We start from the raw sequence: 18411 nt of genomic DNA on the forward strand, positions 1-18411 counted from the left end.
CGGGCACGCGTCCATCACCATCGCCACGCCCTGCTCGGTGGTGCGCCGGAACGCGTCCTCGTCGATCACGCCGAGCTGGAACCACACGCCCTTCGCGCCGATCGCGACGGCCTGGTCGGCGAACTCGCCCGCCGACTCCGACCGGCGGAACACGTCGACCACCTCGACGGGGAACGGGACGTCGGCGAGGGACGCGTAGCCCTGCTCGCCGAGCACCGTCGGCGCGTTCGGATGAATGGGGACGATCCGCTTGCCGCGCTCCTGCAACAGGCGCGCGATCCGATACGCGGTCCGGCCGGGATTGCCGGACAGCCCGACCACCGCCCAGGTGTCGCAGTCGTCGAGCATCAGGTTCACAGCCTTCGGGTCCTGCCAGGACGTGCTCATGGCAGCAAAATTACCCCTCGTCGGCGCGGGGCGGACATCGTCGCGGCACCCGGTCCGACCCACCGAAGGCCGACTCGTCCGGCCACCGCCGAACCCCTGCCCGTACTCTGGAGTACAGAAACTCGAGTCGTGCCGCGTTGGACCCGTCGCAACACAGCTCACCGATGCGTACGGGGCGCAGCACAGAAATGGACGCAGTCGAGTGCAAGATACGGCCGGTCGAGGCATCCAAGCCTTCATTTCCGAGGTCATCCAGCGCGGGGGCCGCGCCGAGCGGCTCGAGCACCTGCCGCGCAACCCGGTCCAGGTGTGGGGCGTCGACGGGGACAGCTGCATCGTGCGCGTCCGCGCCAAGATCGACGGGGACTGGCAGGCGCGACGGCAGGACGCCCTGCCGGACGCCGACGACACGGGCTCGCAGTTCTGGGTCTTCGTGGACCTGGGGAGCACCCCGGTGACGTACTTCGTGCTTCCGTCCGACGAGGTCGCGGCGGGGATCGCCGCCGAGGTCGACATCTGGATGGCCGATGCGCGCGGCCGGACCCGCACCGGAAGCCACGCCATCCCGCTCAGCAGCGTCGCCCACGGCAAGGACCGCTGGGACCTGCTCGGCCTGACGCCGGCCAAGGACACCACCCGCTACACCGACGACGACGCGGCCGAGGCCGAGCAGGAGCGGCTCGCCCGCAACCGCGCGCGCAAGGCGAGCGCCTCGGGCAAGGCACGCGGGGCGGCCGAACCCGAGGTCGCCGAGGACCCGCGGCTGCCGGTGCTCGCCGACTGGGACGGCTACCGGGTCAAGGGGCGGTTCGACCCCGCCACCGGCGTCCTCGAGATCACGGCCGGTCCGATGGAGGGCCGGCGGTTTCCCGATCCGACCACCGCCGCCGTCGCCGTCGCCAGCTACCTCAGCGGTGACGTCGAATCGTGCGACGGCGGCATGTTCTGGCGCCTCGACCAGCCGGAATCCACGCCGTTGGGGGCGCACCTCGCCTGACGGCACCCGAGGTTTCCGCCCTGTTCGCCGTCGCGTCGACTCCGGGGTGCCCAAGGGCAACCCGAACCCGTTCGACTATGGTCATACTCGACGTGTGCGCCTGAGCACGTCGGCGAACGGAAGTGAGAGATCATGGGCAGCCCTCGTGGGGCCGAGCGAATAGCCGAATACCCGAGGCCCTCGCACACCCTGCTGCACATCACCGACACCCACCTGGTCGGCGGAGACGAACTGCTCTACGGGACGGTCGACGCCGACGCCCGGGTGCGGCAGATTCTCGCCGATATCCGCGCGTCCCAGGTACAGCCGGACGCGCTCGTGTTCACCGGCGACCTCGCCGACCGCGGCCAGCCCGACGCCTACTCGAAGCTGCGCGGCCTCGTCGAGCCCGTCGCGCAGGCACTCGGCGCGCAGATCGTGTGGGCCATGGGCAACCACGACGACCGCGCCACCTTCCGCGAACTGCTGCTGGATCAGGCGCCGTCCACCGGCCCGATCGACCGCGTATACGACGTCAACGGCCTGCGCATCATCACCCTCGACACCTCGGTGCCAGGCTTCCACCACGGCGAGATCTCGCAGGAACAGCTGAACTGGCTGGCGCAGGAACTCGAGACGTCGGCGCGCTTCGGCACCATCCTCGCCATGCACCACCCGCCGGTGCCCAGCGTGTTCGACCAGGCCGTGCTCGTCGAGCTGCGCGACCAGGCCGGCCTCGCCGAGGTGCTGCGCGGCACCGACGTGCGCACCATCCTCGCCGGGCACCTGCACTACACCACGACCGCGACCTTCGCCGACATCCCCGTCTCCGTGGCCTCCTCGACGTGCTACACCCAGGACCTCAACGTTCCGGCCGGGTGCCAGCGCGGCCACGACGGTGCCCAGGGCTTCAACCTCGTGCACGTCTACCCGGACACCATCGTCCACTCCGTGGTGCCGACCGGCAGCTACATCACCACCGGCCGGCCGTCCACCGCGGAGGACGCGGCCCAGCGTCTCGCCGAGGCCGGAATCCGCATCCCCGAGAACCCGGACGTCACCGTCCGCGTCTAGGCGCGCGCCGCACAAACTCGGACGGTCGGTACCGGCGTCGCCACGGCCGGCCTACTCGGCGGGCGCCAGCACGATGTCGAAATCGACGCTCGCCCAGCTGCGCCCCGCGAGGTCGTGTCCGTCCGGCGGAGTCTCCTGGGCCGAGTGCTGGACGAAGTCCTTGACGAGCGAGTCCTCGACACCGAACACGCTGTCGCGGTCGAGGTAGTCGCAGCCGTCGACGAAGATATGGGTGACGAGCGTTCGAAGTCCCGGCGCGGACACCATGAAGTGCAGGTGGGACGCGCGTATCGGTGACCGCCCGGCGGCTTCGAGCAGCCGCCCGACCGGACCGTCGTGCGGAATCGGGTAGGGGGTGGGGGTCAGTCCCCAGAAGCTGTACCGGCCGTCGTCGCCGGTGAACAGGTGAGCGCGAGCCGCGACGCGCTCGTCGCGGTACTGCACGTCGTACAGTCCATCCTCGTCGGCCTCCCACACCTCGAGGCGCGCGCCCGGCACAGGCCGGCCTGTGAGGTCGCGGACGGTGCCCTGCACTCGGCACGGTTGGCCCTTCGCGCCGAACGTCAGGTCGCCGTCGGTCTCGATGCGCGGTGACCCGTCGACGAAGAACGGCCCGAACACGGTCGACGCGGTGGCGTCGCCGATGGCCTCGTTGTTGACGGCGATGGTCTGCATCGAGACACCGAGGACGTCCGAGAGGAGGACGAACTCCTGGCGTTTGTCGTCGGTGATGTGTCCGCACTCGGTGAGAAAACCGACGGCGGTACTCCATTCCTGCTCGGTGAGCCGTACCTCGCGCACGAATGTGTGCAGATGCTGGACGAGCGCCTGCATGAGCTGACGCAGGCGCGGCGAACCGGTGTTGTCGAACGACGCGACGACCCGGTCGACGAGGTCCTGCTCGCGTCGTGCCTGTTCGGGCGATACGGAGGGCACCGCGTCGAGTGGGCGGGCGGTCGGGTGGAACGGCTCGTGAGTGTGATCGGATGGGGTGTTCACGGAGTCCTCCGGGTCTGCCGCCCCGACCACGCCGCGTACAGCAGCTCGGTCAGGTTCCGCGGCGTGACGGGTGTGGGATTGGTATCGGGAACGGCGGCAAGGCAGCGCCGCACCGCGTCGGGAAGATCCGCCTCGCGCATCCCCAGCTCGGCGAGAGACGTCGGAGCGTTCGAGCGCCGCCGTAGTTCGTCGAGCGCTGCGGAGGCCGCGTCGGGATCCGTCGGGGTCGGGGATCCCAGCGCGACGGCGAGGCGCCGGCCGAGCGTGGGGAGCGACGCGGCGTTGAAGGCCAGCACGTAGGGCAGCACGACGGCGTGGGCCAGATCGTGCGTGGACATCTTGCTCGTCGAACTGCCTACCCAGCAATGCGGCAGGCGCACACCGGGATACGTGTGCGGCTCGTAGTAGAGTTCCGGATCCCGCGCGGGGGCGGGCAGGACGCTCCCGTCCCCGGCCACCGCGGTGGAGCCGGCGTAGTTCTGCCCCAGCTCGACGCCGAGAGCGTTGAATTCGTAGTTCTTGAGCTCCATCGCCGCCGCGAGCGCCTGCCTCTTGGTGGCACCTTCGGGTGTGTCGGCCCGGAGTTCGGCGAGTTCGGCCTGCATGTGTTCGACCGTCGTCACCCGAGTTGTGCCGAGGGCTTCGAAGATTCCCACGAACTCCCGACTGGACTTGTTGGCGCGCCTGACGATCTGCTCGGCAACAGGGACACGTTCGACCGAGTAGGTCTCGAGTAGTCCCGGACCGGCGCGTCCTTCCAGCACGGCGGCAATCTTCCAGGCGAGGTTGTAGGAGTCCTGGATGGAGGTGTTGGAGCCCAGGCCGTTGCTCGGCGGGTGACGGTGGGCCGCGTCGCCGGCGATGAAGACCCGGTGCGACTGCATGTGCGTGGCGTACATCTCGTTGTTGCCCCACAGCGAGTAGCCCGTGATCTCCACGTCGATGTCGTCGCGACCGATCATGGTGCGGACGATCTCCCGGGCGTGATCGTCGTTCATCTCCGGTGGCGGCAGCTCGATGTCGTAGCCCCACACCGCGAGCCACTCGTTCCACGGGCGCACCATGCGGACGAGTCCGGCGCCGATGCCGCCGACATCCGAGCCGGGCTGCACCACCCAGTACAGCACCGAGGGGCGGTGCGCGACGAGGTCGGTGAGGTCGGCACGGAACGTGATGTTCATCGAACCGGCAATGTCCATCCGGCCCTCGAACGGCAGGTCGAGGGAGGCTGCGATCGTGGAGCGGGCGCCGTCCGCCCCGATCAGATACTTGGCCCGGATGTCGAATTCGCGGCCGTCGAGCCGATCGAGAACACGGACGGTGACCCCATCGGCGACCTCGGAATGCGAGAGGTACTCGGTCGAGAACCGCGTCTGCGTACCGCGGACCGTGGCGTTCTTCACGAGGATCGGTTCGAGATGCGTCTGCGGAATGTCGCAGTTGAGGGACGGCGAGGCGAGCACGTAGTCGGCCTCGCGTGCGGGGTGGGTACCCCACGCCAGGATCCGCCCGAGTTCCTCGCCCGCCAGGGCGGTGCAGAACACGGTGTCACCCATGATGGCGTGGGGGGACGCCTCCGCAAGGACCTGCTGCTCGATGCCCACGTCGCGGAAGATCTCCATCGTCCGCTGATTGGTGATGTGAGCGCGTGGCGTATTGGCGGTCCACCGGTACTTGGTGATCATGATGTTGTCGATGCCGAGCGTGGACAGGAACAGTGCGGCGGAGGCGCCGGCGGGGCCGGACCCGACGATGGCGACGTCGGTTTCGACGACCGGGCCACGGGGAGGAGCGGTCTCGGCGAGACCGTCGTGAAAGACAGGCATGGGTTCTCCGAAGGCAGGGGTGACGGGCGGCGGGTATCAGTCGTAGTAGCGGAAGATCACCTCGGCGACGCAGGCGGGCTTGTCGCCGTCCTCGATCTCGATGACGCACCGGTAGACGGCGTCGACGCCGCCGTCGAACGGCACGGTGTCGGCCAGGTGCAGGTCCAGCCGTACCCGCGTGTCGACCGGAACCGCGGCCGGAAAACGAACTCTGTTGAGACCGTAGTTGAGTCCGAGGGAGCAGAAGGACGTATCGATGGTCTGCTGGATGAGCCCGCCGATCAGCGCCAACGTGTGGTAGCCGTGCGCGATGATCGATCCGAACGGGGACGCCGCGGCGCGCTCGGTGTCGAAGTGGATCCAGTTGAAGTCGTGTGTGGCCTCACCGAATCCGCGGATGTGCCGGTGGTCCAGCGTCACCCACGGACTGGAGCCCAGATGTGTGCCGACGTGCTGGGTGAGATCGGCGGTGCTGCCGAAGACGATCATCGTTCCTCCTGGGACGGGACGGGTGCGGGGCTGTCGGATCTCGGGTCGAGCATCCGTTGCACGCCCCGGCGGTCGAGCTTGGAGTTGGCCAGGAACGGGAGCTGGTCGCAGAACCGCACGCTCTTGGGGATCTTGTACGAGCTGAGGCGCTCGCGAAGGAACCTCTTCACTTCTTCCTCGGTCGGGGCGTGCCCGCGGGCCGGGACCGCAAGCATGTGGGCGGCCTCGCCGAGGTCGGGATCCGGCACGGCGGCCACGGCGGCGAGCTGGATGCCGGGGTGGTTTTCGACGGCCTGCTCGATCTCCATCGGTGAGATGTTGTAGCCGCCCGAGCGGATGAGCAGTTTCGAACGACCGGCCAGGACAAGGTTTCCCGAGTCCTCGAAGTATCCGAGATCGCCGGTGCGGAGCCATCCCGTCGGCGTGATCGCTTCGGCGGTCTTGTCGGGCTTTCCCCAATACCCTTGCATCAACGGGTTGCGTCGTACGAGGATCTCGCCGGGTTCGCCGGGGCGGTGCCCCGGGATCGGTTCGATCCGGATTTCGATGTCGTCGAGCGGCTTGCCGACGGTGCGGGTCGCCTCCGCAGGGGTGATGTCCCGATCGGTCATGGTGATGCACCCGATCTCCGTCATGCCGTAGGAGGCGCCGACGACGGGGATCCGGGCGGCGAGCCGTTCCGCCAGGCTCACCGGCAACGGACCGACCCACCACAACCGCTCGAGCGAGCCGAGGTCCGCGGTCTTGAACCGATCGTGTGCCATGAGCCTGTTGAGCATGGTTTGGATGACTCCCTGCCAGAGGGTGACCTTCTCCTGCTCGATCGCGTCGAGTGCGGCGCCGGCCTCGAAGCGCGGCAGCTGGACGAGGGTGCCGCCGGACAGAATGGCGGACACGACTTCGTTGCCCTGACCACCGATGTGGTCGATCGGCATGAGCGACAGGATGCGTGGCGCCTCGACGGGAGTGTGGCGCAGGAGCGCGGAGAAGGTGAGGATGCCGCGATGGGTCACGACGGCGCCCTTCGGGTCCCCCGTCGTCCCGGACGTGTAGACGATCGACAGCGGGGCGTCGGGATCGACGGGCCGCGCGACGGATCGTGCGGGAACCGCCTCGAAGGGCACTGGCCCGCCTGGCTCGTCACCGAGACGAACGACGGCACGAATGTCGTGGCGTTCCGCGGCCCGATCGACGAGGGCACCGAACTGCGTGCCCTCGAATCGTTCCACGGTGACAAGGACGGAGGGCGTGGCGTCCGTGAGGATGTAGTCCAGTTCCTTCTCGTTCACCCGCGTTCCGATCCCGAGGAAGAGGGCGCCCAACCGGGCGCACGCGAGATAGACGGCGACGACTTCGGGGCGCGGGTACGAGAGCATGCCGACCCGGTCGCCGGGGCACACCCCCAGCGCTTCGAGACCGGCGGCGGTGCGTTCGGCCTGTTCCCGCAGTTCGCCGTAGGTGCAGCGGAACGAACCGTGCACGACGGCCTCGCGATCGGGGTGGGCGGCGGCGCGGCGGGCGAACACGTCCCAGAGGCTGGTGTTCGAGGTGCCGGGGCTGGGATGAGGTTGATCGATCATGATGGTCCTCGGCGTGCGGTGATGGTCAGAATCGGGTGGACGGCGAGAAGCGCTCGGCGGAACCGGATGTCACCCGGCTGTCCAGCCACATTCCCGGTCGGGTCCACCAGCGCGCGGCGAACGCCGCACCCCATTGCGCGGCACGGTCGAACACGGTGTTCGCCTCCATCTGGGCGAGCGCGCCACCGGCGGCATCGGCGTTGAAATGCCCTGCACGGCGGCGTGTCTCGCCCGCCGCGCCGACCTGTTCCCGGGCGGCGGCGTCCCCGCCGTCGCGAGCTGCGGCGGCGAACGCCTCGATCGCGGCTTGCGCGTCGCGCACTCCGGAGTTCAATCCGCGTCCGCCGCCGAACGGTGCGAACAGGTGCGCCGCTTCACCCGCGAGGAACACCCGGTTGTGCGGGTCCGTGAATCGAGCGGCGACCGCGCGGTGGAATCGATAGCGCGAGACCCACGCGATGCGATCGCGGTAGCGTTCGCCGAGGATGGCCGCGACCCAGGCGGCGGTGCCGTCGGCCGACTGGAGGGCCTCGACGTCGTCGTCTCGGCGTGCCTGGAGGTCGAGGCGCCACCCGCCCTGGAAGGGCAGGACGAGAACATTGCGTCCTTCGACCGCCGGGTGCCGGTAGTGGAACTCCCGCACGAGGGGCAGCGGGTCGTCGGCAACCTCGTCGACGTCCACGATGACGAAGGACGCGTCGGACCGCGGACCCTCCATGCCGATTCCCAGCGACGTGCGTACCGCGGAGTGCGCACCGTCGGCGGCTACGACGTAGTCTGCGTCGATCGTGCTGCCGTCCACGAGGTGGACGGTGACCCCGTTCTCGGTGGACGATACGCTGCCGACCCGACTGCTCCACCGGATCGGAATCCCGGCCTTCTCGACGTGCTCGAGCATCGCCCGCTCCTGCAGCCGCTGCGAGATGCTGGCGCCGAACGCGCCGTGGGGCGCGCGCGGAAAGGTCCGTTCGTACACGGTGCGGCCGTGGTACGTCGAACGGATACGCGGCCAGGTCACGCCCTCGTGGGCGAGCCGCGCGCCCAGGCCGGGGGAGAATGCGTCGAGCTGGTCCAGCGTCTCGCGGTAGAGGTAGGTCGCGCGGCTTCCGGGTCGGAGCCGGTTGCTGTCCTCAGCCTCGAGGATTGTCGTCCGGAGGCCGTGTGAGTGCGCGGCGAGGGCCGCCACGAGTCCGACGGGGCCGGCGCCGACGACCACAACCTGAATTCGTGGCGCCGAGGTCGGGTCCGGGGGAGAGGGGGATTCGGATGTCATGGCTTCGACTGTGGCCGGACCCGGATCGGTGCTCAATGGATGACTCGTCCAGCGATCGGGCCGGGTGTTGTGGGCATCGACTCGAGGCGGTGGGCACGTGGACGCGACCCCGAGGGGCGCAGGCGGTGCGACGGGCGTGATTCGTTGACAGGGTGCCGGTCGGTGGATAGCCTCATTGGAACGATCGTTCTAGCCAGCTTGGAGGCGTTATGGCAGGAGATCCTCGTCCCGGACTGGAATGCCGCAGTGTTTCGGCGCCGGACGATCGTGCGGCTACCGCATCGTTGCTCGGGCGGGCATTCGAGATCCTGGGTGTATTCACTCAGTCCCGACGGTCCATGACGCTGAGCGAACTCGCGCGCGGAAGCGGGTTGCCCAAGTCCACGACGCACCGTCTCCTCGCGATGCTGCAGGAGGTGGGCGCCGTCGAGCGTATCGACGACCGGTATCAGGTGGGACTGCGGTTGTTCTCGGTGGGACTCTGCTCCGCCGAGCTCGAACTCCGTGACGCTGCGCTGCCGTTCCTCGAACGAATCCACCGGGCCACCAGGCAGACCGTGAACCTTGCAGTCCTGCGCGGAAACGACGTGGTCTATCTGGCGAAGATGACCGGTAGTGCAACGTCGACCCCGGCCTCGGTGGGTGGCAGGCTGCCGGCTCATGCCACGGCGGTCGGCAAGGCTCTGCTCGCACACACACCCCTCGGCCCCGCGCCGTCGCGATCTCGCGTCCTCGTCCCGCGCACACCCAGCACGATCGTGCGTCCGGACGACCTGCACACGTGTCTCGAGCGCGTCCGCATCTCCGGGTACGCGCTCGATCGCGAGGAATCTGCGAAAGGCCTGGCGTGCGTAGGGGTTCCCGTCCTGGTGGGCGACGATGCGGTCGCGGCGATCTCCGTGGCGTTTCCGAGCGGGTACGGCACCGGAGAGCAACTCGTCTCGCCGTTGCGGGAGGCGTCGGCCGCGATCGGCCGGTCGCTCGGGGCGCGTTACGTATCTGTCTAGACGAGTCGAGGGAGGTGGGGACCGGATCCATGGCCGGCGCGGAGGCAATTTCACAGAACAGTCGCGATCACCTGATGAACGTCGCGGAGGAGTTGATGGCGGCTCAGGGCTACCACCGGACCTCCATCGCGGACATCCGGCGTGCATCGGGGCTTCCCGTCGGATCGATCTATCACCACTTCAAGAGCAAGTCCGGCCTGCTCGCCGCGGTGATCGAGCGGGGAAGCCGGAGGTTCTTCGCCAATCTTCCTCGGGCGGTGAATATTTCCGGATCCACCGAGGAGGCGATGCGCGCGTACTGGTCGGCTGCGGCCGCAACCATAGCCGAACACATCTCGTACTTCCAGCTCGAGGCGGACATCGTGTGGCACGGGGCGGCCGACCCGGAACTCGCCGCTGTGGTGGCGAAGGCCACCGGCTATGCCCGCGACCAGCTGGTGGACGTCATCGAGCCGTTCGCGCAAGAGGCCGGTGTGGTGGACCCGCGCGCGCTCGCGGTCGAACTCGCCCTGACCAGCGTGACGTTCGTGCGCGGCGCCGTCATCGAGTCCGGGGGGGACGCGGCGTACCTCGAACGCAAGATCGGCGCCCTCTACCGGTTGTTGCGCGCCGACATCGTCGCCCAGGGCGCCGATCGCGGCGCCGGCCCGTAGGAGCGCGGTCGCGCGGCCCGCGTCAGCGGCCGTCCCGGCGTCCCACGACGGTGCTCAACCGCAGCGCCAGCAGCAGGAAGAAGCGAGCATCCGGGTCGTCGAGATCGACGCGGAGCAGCTTGCCGACGCGTTCGATGCGGTAGCGCAACGTGTTGACGTGAACGTGCAGTGCACGGGCCGTTTCGGCCGCTCGCCGGTCCTTCTCCAGATACGTCTGCAGCGTGTGAAGCAGATCGGAGCCGTCGCGGATGTCGGCGCGCAGCACCGGAGCCAACGATTCCTCCGCCGCGGCCGCCAGCGCGTCGACTCCGCCGACGTGCGCGAAGAGGCGGTACATTCCGAGAGACTCGACGGTGACGACGGCGCGTTCGCGTCGTCCGTGGACACCGACGCGCAGCGCGAAGCGGGCCTCGCGCACGGCCGCGGGATAGTCCTCGGCCCGGCGACAGACCGGACCGATGCCGGCGCCGAGCGCGTGTGGGCGGCACTCCTCGACGATCGCAGCGAGGTGCGTTGCGAGGACGCTCGATTCCGCGTCGCCGCGCACAGGCCACAGCACGAACGCGTCGCCCTCGAACGTGGTCAGCTGCGCGTCGGGGACCCGAGTCCGCACCCGCCGGCCCAGGGTGTCGAGCAGTGCCCGATCCACGTGCCGGTCACCTCCCACGGCGACGACCGCCCGAGGGACGCCGAGATCGAGCCCGACCAGCAGAGCCCGATGCCACAGCCGGCGCAGCTCGTCCTTCGACCCGTCCAGCAGGCTCCGCACCAAGTGATCGGTGAGGCGGATCTCGGTTTCGAGGGCGGCACGGTGCCGCGCGAGGTCCATCCCGACGAGAGCCGCCAGCACGCGCACCGAGTCGTCCCCGGTGGCGGCGGCCCCGCGCAGGGTCAGCATTGCGTTGTCCGTTCCGGGGACGCGGAACTGCCGCACGCACCCCGTCGTGCGGCTTCGGTCGACGGTCGGGTTGCCCGGCCGCGGCGGGCGGCCGTTCGGCCCCTCGAGGTGCACCGATGCGCCCCACGCGTCGCCTGCGAGTTCGAGACAGTGGTCGAGGCCGGCACCGGAGAGCATCGATTCGGCCGTGGCCAGATACAGCTCCCGCTCGGCGCGGGACCGCTCGCGGTCGTCCTCGAGTGTCCGCAGGTCCTGCGCGGCGCGTGCTCGTTCCACGGCCCGCTCGCGCAGCTCCCCGGCCATCGACGCGAGACCGGCCAGCGCGCGCAGCTCCTCCGACTCGACGGGGCGGCGTGCGCGCGACACCACATACAGCACCGAGTCGACGTGTGCGGCTCCGCTCACCGGCACCGCCGCCGCCGAGACCAGTCCCTCTCGTTCCAGCAGCTGCCGCATCCGGGGGATCGCCCGGGGGTCCGCGCTGTAGTCGGGTGTCGACACCGGTCCGCCGCTGCGCAGCACCTCGCCTCCGAGCCCCCGGTCGGGCGGTATGTGGCTCAGGGCATGGACTTCGGGCTGACTCAGACCCGACCCGGCCACCATGTGGAGACCGTCCTCGCGGGCGTCCATCCAGAACGCCGCGTCGGCACGCGCGGTGGCGCGCGCCGAGGTGAGTGCCGCGCGCACCACGTCGTCGGCACTGTCGGCCGCGACGATGTCTCGAAGAGCAGTCAGGATGTCGGTGTACTGAGCGCGCCCGGATCGTTCGACAGGCATGGCGGTGAGCATACGCTCGACCACGGCCGTGCTCCGGCGGATTCGCCGTGCCGATTCGGGTCCGCAGATGAGAGAAACGCTGGGCCGCATCACACTTCACAGGACCGTCTCGGTCGGAGTTCCGGCGCACGGAACAGTCGATGGACGGCGGTGTCCACGCGAACCTACTGTGATCCGTACAACATGCCTGCGGAGTGGGGCACCTCCCAACCGCTCCGTGAAGGAGATGGCACCTTGACCCGAAACAAGCACCACGTCGTCGTCGGCGCCGGCGCCGCCGGCCTGGCCGCGGCGTCGGCGATGAGAGACAACGGATTCGCCGGTCGAATCACCGTCGTCGACGCCGACCCTCACACACCCTACGAACGCCCGCCACTGTCGAAGGAGTACCTCTCCGACCGCAGGCTGCGGGAGATAGTGGCCGAGACGGAGTACCGGCGCCTGGACATCGAGTTGCGCCTCGGTGTCGGGGTGTGCCGGCTTCGACCGTCGGACCGGCGCATCGACACATCCGACGGGGAAGAGCTTGTCGCGGACCGGTTGCTGCTCACCACCGGCGTGGCGGCACGGCGGTTGGACGTCCCCGGGGCCGCCCTCGGAAACATCCTCACGCTGCGAGATGCGGCCGACGCCGCGGCCTTGTCCGCCCGGCTGAGGGCGGGTGGGCCGCTCGTCGTCGTGGGTGGAGGGTTCGTCGGCCTCGAGGTCGCTGCGGCCGCGGTGGACCGCGGAATCGACGTCACCGTCGTCGAACTCGGCGAGCTCCCCCTTCTGGCGGCCGTCGGCCCGGAGATCGCCCGGCGCATCTGCCGGCTGCACACGGAACGGGGGGTGCGCATCCTGACGCGCCGTACGGTCGACGCGTTCGCGGGCTCGCGCGCAGTGGAGTCGGTGCGGCTGTCGACCGGCGAACGTCTCGACGCGGCCACCGTCGTCGTCGGGTGCGGTGTCGTCCCCAACGACGGTCTCGCGAGACAGGCGGGGGGAGCCTGCGCCGACGGCATCACCGTCGACGACCTGGGCCGCAGCAGCGACCCCTGGATCTGGGCGGCCGGAGACATCGCCGCGCACGTCAACCCGCACCTCGGTCACCGGGGTCGGATCGAGCACTGGGACGTGGCCCGCCGGCACGGTGCAGCCGTCGGAGCGTCGATGGCGGGCAACGCGACCGTCAACCGTGAAATCCCCTACTTCTGGTCGCACCAGTACCAGCACACGCTGCAGATGTACGGGCGCGGGCGGCCCGGCGACCGCGTGATTGTCCGTGACTCGTCCACCGAACCCGGATTCGTGGCCTTCTGGGTGCGCGACGGGCGCGTTGCCGCCGCAGCCGCCCTGGACGAGCCGCGCGATGTCCGATCGGCAAAAATCCTGGCGGAAAACAGGATTGCAGTTCCGGACGAGACTCTGCGGTTCGCCGGTACCGACCTGCGCAGGCTGGTCCGCCAACTGAGGAGCCCGGACGCCCGGCGCGACATCGACGTCACCGGGTGATCCCGAAACAGACGCGACCTGAATCTATTCCATAACCGGATTCGCCCGGGCCGGGGCGTTTCAGGTGCCCCGTGGCGTGGCCCCACCCACCGCGGCCCGGGGTGAAATCTGGGCACACCCGGACGTAGAGAGGATGACGATGACGACAACAATGGAGACTTCGGACGTCGAAGCCGGCGGTTTCCGCATCCGGCTCAACAGAGCCGGTCCGCGCACCGGGGAGACGATTCTGTTCCTGCACGGATCGGGGCCCGGTGCCACCGGGTTGTCGAACTATGCCGCGACCGTTTCCGCCTTCGCGGACGACTACGACTGTCTTGTGATCGACCAGGTCGGCTGGGGCGACTCGAGTCACCCGGCCGAGCTCCCCCCGAGCGGACGTGTCCGGCAGCTCGTACTGAGCAACCTGGCGCTGGTCGACGCCCTCGGCCTCGACAGCGTGCACCTCGTGGGGAACTCGCTGGGTGGGGTCGTCGCCCTGAACATGCTGACCGTCGCCCCGGACCGGATCGGGAAGGTCATCGGCATGGGGGCCGGTGGCGGCGGCAACACCGCGCCGACCGGGGAATTGCTCAAGCTCATCGAGTTCTACAACGACCCCACGCTCGAGAGCATGAAGCAGCTGATCTCGTACATGCTCCACGATCCGGACCTGTTCGGCGACGAGATCGACGCGATCGCCCGGGACCGGCTCGAGACGGCGCTGCGTCCGGACGTGCGCCGATCCCATCTCCTCACCTTCGGGCTTCCGCAATCCGGTCCCGGGCTTCCGGGCCTACGTGTCCCGGAGACATCGCTGCGGCGGATCCGCAATGATGTCCTGCTGGTCCACGGCCGCGAGGACTCGGTGGTCCCCGCCGAGAGCAGCGAATGGCTCGCCCGGCGAATCCCCAACGCGCGCCTGCATGTCATGCCGCACTGCGGTCATTGGGCGCAGATCGAACAGGCCGATCGGTTCGTCCAGCTCAGCACGCTGTTCCTGCGCGGCCGGATCTGAGATGTCAACGAAAGGAAATCCCGTGAGCACTGTGAAGGCTCTTGCATACCTGCGTGTGCGCGGCCCCGTCGACGAGTGGAGGGAGTTCGGCACCCGAATCGTCGGAGCCCAACTCGTATCGTCCGACGACCCCACCGAGGCCCGCTTCCGGTTCGACGAGCGTGAGTACCGGCTGACGGTCGAGGACGGTCCCCCCGGGGCGGACGCCCTGCTCGCCCTCGGGTTCGAGACGCGGACCAGCGAGGACCTCGACGCGCTCGCCCGCCGCCTGGTCGCGAACTCGGTCCCGGTCTCGGAGGATGCCGATCTGGCACGTGCACGGCATGTGCAGCGGCTCATCGCCTTCGCTGACCCCGACGGCAACCCGATCGAGGTCGTGTACGGCCATCCGCACGACCACACCCCGTTCGTGTCGCCGCGGGGAATCGACTTCGTCACCGGCGATCTCGGCCTCGGGCATGTGTTCCTCTTCGCATCCGACGCGCAGCGATCCGCCGAGTTCTACCAGTCGATGCTGGGCTTCCGCCCCAGCGACACCATCGCCTTCGGCCCGACCAATGCAGTCTTCTTGCACTGCAATCCGCGTCACCACACGGTGGCGCTCGCCGCCATCCCGGGCTTCGAACCGGGGATCGGCCATGTGATGCTCGAGCTCAGCCGCCTCGACTCCGTCGGCCGGGCACTCGATCTGGCGATGGAGACGCCAGGACAGGTCGTCCGCGCCCTCGGGGAACACACCAACGACGCGATGACCTCGTTCTATCTGTCCACACCGTCCGGGTTCGCGATCGAGTACGGATGGAACGGCAGACTCGTGGACGACGACTCGTGGACCGTCGGCCACTACCGGTCGGCCAGCACGTGGGGCCATCAGGTCCTTGCCGACGTCCCCAGCGCCGTGGCAGTGGGGGCCGACGATGAGTGACATCCATGCGCTGGTCGACCCCGCTCACGGCCTACTCAATCCCACCATCTACACCGACCCGGGCATCTACGAACTGGAGCTCGAGCGGGTGTTCGGCCGGACCTGGCTCTTCCTCGCGCACGACAGTCAGTTGCCGAAGCCCGGGTCGTTCGTCCAGACGTACATGGGTGAGGATCCGGTTCTGGTCGTGCGCCAGCGAGACGGCTCGGTGAAGGCGTTCCTCAATCAGTGCCGGCATCGGGGAATGCGTATCTGCCGATCGGACGAGGGCACGAGTCGCGCGTTCACGTGCACCTACCACGGCTGGTCGTACGACCTCGAGGGCAACCTCATCAACGTGCCGCAGCAGCAACGCGGATACCGTGACCGGATCGACAAATCCTCCTGGGGCGCCACGAAGGTCCCCCGCATCGCGAGCTACCGGGGGTTCCACTTCGGCACCTGGTCGGACGAGGTCCCGGACTTCGTCGAGTATCTGGGCGAGATGGCGTACTACTTCGACGCGACCATCGATCGATGGGACAACGGCATCGAGTTCGTCAAGGGCGCCGCGAAGTGGGTCATCGACTGCAACTGGAAGCTGCCGGCGGAGCAGTTCGCCAGCGACATGTACCACGCCGCGATCTCGCATTCGTCGGCGATGCTGGCCCTGCACGAGGATCCGGCCTTCCACGGTCTGCTCAACCCACCGCCTGACGCACCGGGCCGGCAGTTCGCCGGTGACGGCCACGGATCGGGGAGCTTCTGGCTCCCCGAATTCGGCCCCGACCTGCACGCAGGCCCCGAGTACAGCGCCTGGCAGACAGCCAACCGCGACGAAGTCTTCCGGCGGATCGGCGCCGACCGCGCCGTGAAGGTCTCGGGGCACAATCTGATCTTCCCGAACTTCTCCTGGCTCGGACCTGTAAACACGATGCGCGTGTGGCATCCGCGCGGTCCCGGACAGATCGAGGTGTGGGCATGGACGTTCGTGCCGAAGGATGCCTCGCCGGAGGCCAAGGCGGGAATGCGGCGGGGCACCCAGCGCTCCTTCAGCCCGGCCGGGGTCTTCGAGACCGATGACGGCGAGAACTGGACCGAGGTGCAGCAAGTGCTGCGAGGCTGGAAGTCGCGCAGCACCGAGTTCAACGTCCAGATGGGGATGGGATTCGAGGAACGCGACAGTCACGGTCTTCCCGGCCTGTCCAACGATGTCTACAGCGAAACCGCCGCCCGCGGGTTCTACCAGCGGTGGCTGGATCTCGTCGACGGCCTGCCGTGGGACGAAATCCTCCGCCGAGCCGACGAGGCCAAGCGCTCCGAACACGCAGGAGAGAACCGATGACCACCGACACCCGCAGCGCCGACGGGCTGCCCGCGGCCGTCCAGCGCGCCGACGTGCATCTGCAGCACGCGGTCGAACAGTTCCTGTATGCCGAGGCGGAACACCTCGACAACCACCGCTACCACGAATGGCTCGAGTTCTTCGGGGAGGACGTGCACTACTGGGCGCCCACCCGCATGACCCGCACGTTCCGGGAACGCGACGCCGAGATCTCCGGCCCGGACGAGGGCGCGTTCATCGACGACGACTTCCCCTTCCTGCGGGGCAGGGTCCGACGGCTGACCTCGGGCCTGTCGTGGTCGGAGGAGCCCCCGTCGCGCACCCGGCGGTTGCTGACCAATGTCCGTGTCGCGCACCGCGAGGACGGCGATCTCGACGTGGTGTGCAACTTCTGGGTCTACCGCAGCCGGCTCGAGCGGCACCAGGACTGGTTCGTCGGTGAGCGCTTCGATGTGCTGCGCCACCACACCGGCACCCTGCCCTTCAAGATCCGCGAGCGCCGGATCGTCCTCGAGCAGACCACGATCCTCGCCCCCAGCATCAGCATCTTCCTGTGAGGTATCCGACGATGACGGCTGAATCATCCAGTGAGAACACGCGGTGGGTTCGTGTCTGCGCGGTCGGCGACCTCGACGACGACGACGCGGTGCGGCTCGACTCGCGTCCGCCGGTGTCGGTGTTCAGGTCGAACGGGGAGTACTTCTGCGTCGACGACACGTGTACGCACGAGACGTACTCCCTCGCCGACGGATGGATCGAGAACTGCGTCGTGGAATGCCCGCTCCACATGGCGAAGTTCTGCCTCCGAACCGGCCGGCCCCTGAATCCGCCCGCGACGACCGCGGTCGGCACGCACCCGGTCCGTATCGAGGGCGGCGACATCCACGTCGGACTTCCCGACTCGTACGAACTGAAGGAAGGAGCCCGTAGTGGGACGGCTTGACGGAAAGTCGATTCTCGTGACCGGCGGCGGATCCGGGCTCGGCCACGCCCTGGTGAGACGGTTCGTCGAGAACGGCGGTCGCGTGACCGTGCTCGACAGGTCGGAGCAGAAGCTGACCGCACTGCGCGAGGCGTTCGGGACCAGCGTGCGCACCCTGACGGGCGACGTCACCTCGTTCGCCGACAACAAGCAAGCAGCCGATCTCGCCGTGCGCGAGTTCGGTGCTCTCGACACCTTCGTCGGCAACGCCGGAGTCTGGGACTTCGGTCGTTCGCTGCTCGACGCGTCGCCGGAAGAACTGGGTACCGGGTTCGACGAATTGTTCTCCGTCAACGTGAAGGGCTATCTGCTCGGTGCGAAGGCCGCAGCGCCGCACCTGAAGTCCTCCCGCGGCAGCATGATCTTCACCCTGTCCAACGCGGCCTTTTTCCCGGGCGGGGGTGGGCCGCTGTACGTCTCGTCCAAGCATGCCGGCGTGGGACTCGTGCGCCAGCTGGCGTACGAACTTGCCCCGGAGGTTCGGGTCAATGCGGTTGCTCCCGGCGGCATGGCCACCGACCTGCGCGGGCCCGGCGCGATGGGGCTCGCCGATCACTCGGTGGCCGAGGCCATTCCGATCCGGCAGATGGTGCGCGACAACGGAGCTCTGCAGATCGAGGTGGAACCCGACGATTACGTGGGCGCCTACCTCTATCTCGCGTGCCGTGACGATTCCGCGACCGTGACGGGAACGGTAGTGGACGTCAGCAGCTGGGGAACACCCAAGAGGACCGACGCCGTCTGACGGCG

General features: G+C 68.7%; 18 protein-coding genes. 11 read left to right on the top strand and 7 right to left on the bottom strand.

The features are described 5' to 3' along the window. The coding region (locus tag CQZ88_RS09730) for a CoA-binding protein (RefSeq protein ID WP_102799668.1) at positions 1 to 387 on the bottom strand (387 nt) is incomplete at its 3' end. Positions 388 to 589: 202 nt separating this feature from the next. Here CQZ88_RS09730 and CQZ88_RS09735 point away from each other — a divergent pair. Continuing rightward, positions 590 to 1384, top strand: a complete 795-nt coding sequence (locus tag CQZ88_RS09735; RefSeq protein ID WP_029542674.1) for a hypothetical protein — start codon at positions 590 to 592, stop codon at positions 1382 to 1384. A 132-nt stretch (positions 1385 to 1516) separates the two neighbouring features. After that, on the top strand, positions 1517 to 2437 hold the full coding sequence (locus CQZ88_RS09740; protein WP_006933091.1) for a phosphodiesterase: 921 nt from the start codon (positions 1517 to 1519) through the stop codon (positions 2435 to 2437). Between the two features lie 51 nt (positions 2438 to 2488). On the opposite strand, the gene CQZ88_RS09745 is transcribed toward CQZ88_RS09740, so the two are convergent. The 5 genes from CQZ88_RS09745 to CQZ88_RS09765 are packed head-to-tail and all read right to left on the bottom strand — an operon-like array spanning position 2489 to position 8604. Next, positions 2489 to 3436, bottom strand: coding sequence for a dioxygenase (locus tag CQZ88_RS09745; RefSeq protein WP_180986988.1), 948 nt, complete (start codon positions 3434 to 3436; stop codon positions 2489 to 2491). Further along, on the bottom strand, positions 3433 to 5262 hold the full coding sequence (locus CQZ88_RS09750) for an iron-containing alcohol dehydrogenase (RefSeq protein WP_102799653.1): 1830 nt from the start codon (positions 5260 to 5262) through the stop codon (positions 3433 to 3435). The genes CQZ88_RS09745 and CQZ88_RS09750 overlap by 4 nt, the downstream gene beginning before the upstream one ends. 36 nt (positions 5263 to 5298) lie before the next feature. Next, positions 5299 to 5751, bottom strand: a complete 453-nt coding sequence (locus CQZ88_RS09755) for a MaoC family dehydratase (RefSeq protein ID WP_050034935.1) — start codon at positions 5749 to 5751, stop codon at positions 5299 to 5301. After that, positions 5748 to 7331 carry a class I adenylate-forming enzyme family protein gene (locus CQZ88_RS09760; protein ID WP_050034936.1) on the bottom strand — a complete coding sequence of 528 codons (1584 nt, stop codon included), beginning with the start codon at positions 7329 to 7331 and terminating at the stop codon, positions 5748 to 5750. The genes CQZ88_RS09755 and CQZ88_RS09760 overlap by 4 nt, the downstream gene beginning before the upstream one ends. Positions 7332 to 7356: 25 nt before the next feature. Further along, positions 7357 to 8604 (bottom strand): NAD(P)/FAD-dependent oxidoreductase, encoded by a 1248-nt coding sequence (locus tag CQZ88_RS09765; RefSeq protein WP_232334091.1) that lies wholly within the window; start codon positions 8602 to 8604, stop codon positions 7357 to 7359. Between the two features lie 209 nt (positions 8605 to 8813). On the opposite strand from CQZ88_RS09765, the gene CQZ88_RS09770 reads away from it, so the two are divergent. Both CQZ88_RS09770 and CQZ88_RS09775 read left to right on the top strand, forming a co-directional pair. After that, entirely contained in the window at positions 8814 to 9611 is a 798-nt protein-coding gene (locus CQZ88_RS09770; protein ID WP_256997141.1) for an IclR family transcriptional regulator, read from the top strand. Positions 9612 to 9685: 74 nt separating this feature from the next. Continuing rightward, on the top strand, positions 9686 to 10264 hold the full coding sequence (locus CQZ88_RS09775) for a TetR/AcrR family transcriptional regulator (RefSeq protein ID WP_235431185.1): 579 nt from the start codon (positions 9686 to 9688) through the stop codon (positions 10262 to 10264). Positions 10265 to 10286: 22 nt separating this feature from the next. On the opposite strand, the gene CQZ88_RS09780 is transcribed toward CQZ88_RS09775, so the two are convergent. Then, a complete protein-coding gene (locus tag CQZ88_RS09780; RefSeq protein WP_050036325.1) occupies positions 10287 to 11939 on the bottom strand; it encodes a helix-turn-helix domain-containing protein in 1653 nt (550 codons plus the stop codon). Between the two features lie 234 nt (positions 11940 to 12173). Between CQZ88_RS09780 and CQZ88_RS09785 the strand changes: the two genes are divergently transcribed. From CQZ88_RS09785 to hcaB, 7 genes are all read left to right on the top strand, one after another. Further along, positions 12174 to 13433: an NAD(P)/FAD-dependent oxidoreductase gene (locus tag CQZ88_RS09785; protein WP_102799654.1), complete on the top strand. Its 1260-nt coding sequence runs from the start codon at positions 12174 to 12176 to the stop codon at positions 13431 to 13433. 139 nt (positions 13434 to 13572) lie between these two features. Further along, positions 13573 to 14430: an alpha/beta fold hydrolase gene (locus CQZ88_RS09790; RefSeq protein ID WP_044475720.1), complete on the top strand. Its 858-nt coding sequence runs from the start codon at positions 13573 to 13575 to the stop codon at positions 14428 to 14430. 22 nt (positions 14431 to 14452) lie between these two features. After that, the gene (locus CQZ88_RS09795) at positions 14453 to 15355 is read left to right on the top strand and encodes a VOC family protein (protein ID WP_232334090.1); all 903 of its coding nucleotides are present in this window, start codon (positions 14453 to 14455) and stop codon (positions 15353 to 15355) included. Continuing rightward, positions 15348 to 16679: an aromatic ring-hydroxylating dioxygenase subunit alpha gene (locus tag CQZ88_RS09800; protein WP_050034940.1), complete on the top strand. Its 1332-nt coding sequence runs from the start codon at positions 15348 to 15350 to the stop codon at positions 16677 to 16679. The genes CQZ88_RS09795 and CQZ88_RS09800 overlap by 8 nt, the downstream gene beginning before the upstream one ends. Next, on the top strand, positions 16676 to 17236 hold the full coding sequence (locus CQZ88_RS09805; protein WP_006933066.1) for an aromatic-ring-hydroxylating dioxygenase subunit beta: 561 nt from the start codon (positions 16676 to 16678) through the stop codon (positions 17234 to 17236). Before CQZ88_RS09800 ends, CQZ88_RS09805 begins: the two co-directional genes overlap by 4 nt. A gap of 11 nt (positions 17237 to 17247) precedes the next feature. Beyond that, positions 17248 to 17622, top strand: a complete 375-nt coding sequence (locus CQZ88_RS09810) for a bifunctional 3-phenylpropionate/cinnamic acid dioxygenase ferredoxin subunit (RefSeq protein ID WP_006933065.1) — start codon at positions 17248 to 17250, stop codon at positions 17620 to 17622. Beyond that, positions 17609 to 18406, top strand: coding sequence for a 3-(cis-5,6-dihydroxycyclohexa-1,3-dien-1-yl)propanoate dehydrogenase (gene hcaB, locus CQZ88_RS09815; protein WP_050034941.1), 798 nt, complete (start codon positions 17609 to 17611; stop codon positions 18404 to 18406). The genes CQZ88_RS09810 and hcaB overlap by 14 nt, the downstream gene beginning before the upstream one ends. The last annotated feature ends 5 nt before the right edge of the window (positions 18407 to 18411 follow it).

The sequence above is a fragment of the Rhodococcus sp. ENV425 genome (assembly GCF_002887785.1).
GTDB lineage: Bacteria > Actinomycetota > Actinomycetes > Mycobacteriales > Mycobacteriaceae > Rhodococcus > Rhodococcus aetherivorans.

Coding starts and splice junctions, on each gene's coding strand:
- CQZ88_RS09740 (WP_006933091.1), top strand. CDS start 1,517: ATGGGCAGCCCTCGTGGGGCCGAGCGAATAGCCGAATACCCGAGGCCC.
- CQZ88_RS09750 (WP_102799653.1), bottom strand. CDS start 5,262: ATGCCTGTCTTTCACGACGGTCTCGCCGAGACCGCTCCTCCCCGTGGC.
- CQZ88_RS09755 (WP_050034935.1), bottom strand. CDS start 5,751: ATGATCGTCTTCGGCAGCACCGCCGATCTCACCCAGCACGTCGGCACA.
- CQZ88_RS09760 (WP_050034936.1), bottom strand. CDS start 7,331: ATGATCGATCAACCTCATCCCAGCCCCGGCACCTCGAACACCAGCCTC.
- CQZ88_RS09765 (WP_232334091.1), bottom strand. CDS start 8,604: ATGACATCCGAATCCCCCTCTCCCCCGGACCCGACCTCGGCGCCACGA.
- CQZ88_RS09770 (WP_256997141.1), top strand. CDS start 8,814: ATGGCAGGAGATCCTCGTCCCGGACTGGAATGCCGCAGTGTTTCGGCG.
- CQZ88_RS09775 (WP_235431185.1), top strand. CDS start 9,686: ATGAACGTCGCGGAGGAGTTGATGGCGGCTCAGGGCTACCACCGGACC.
- CQZ88_RS09780 (WP_050036325.1), bottom strand. CDS start 11,939: ATGCCTGTCGAACGATCCGGGCGCGCTCAGTACACCGACATCCTGACT.
- CQZ88_RS09790 (WP_044475720.1), top strand. CDS start 13,573: ATGACGACAACAATGGAGACTTCGGACGTCGAAGCCGGCGGTTTCCGC.
- CQZ88_RS09800 (WP_050034940.1), top strand. CDS start 15,348: ATGAGTGACATCCATGCGCTGGTCGACCCCGCTCACGGCCTACTCAAT.
- CQZ88_RS09805 (WP_006933066.1), top strand. CDS start 16,676: ATGACCACCGACACCCGCAGCGCCGACGGGCTGCCCGCGGCCGTCCAG.
- CQZ88_RS09810 (WP_006933065.1), top strand. CDS start 17,248: ATGACGGCTGAATCATCCAGTGAGAACACGCGGTGGGTTCGTGTCTGC.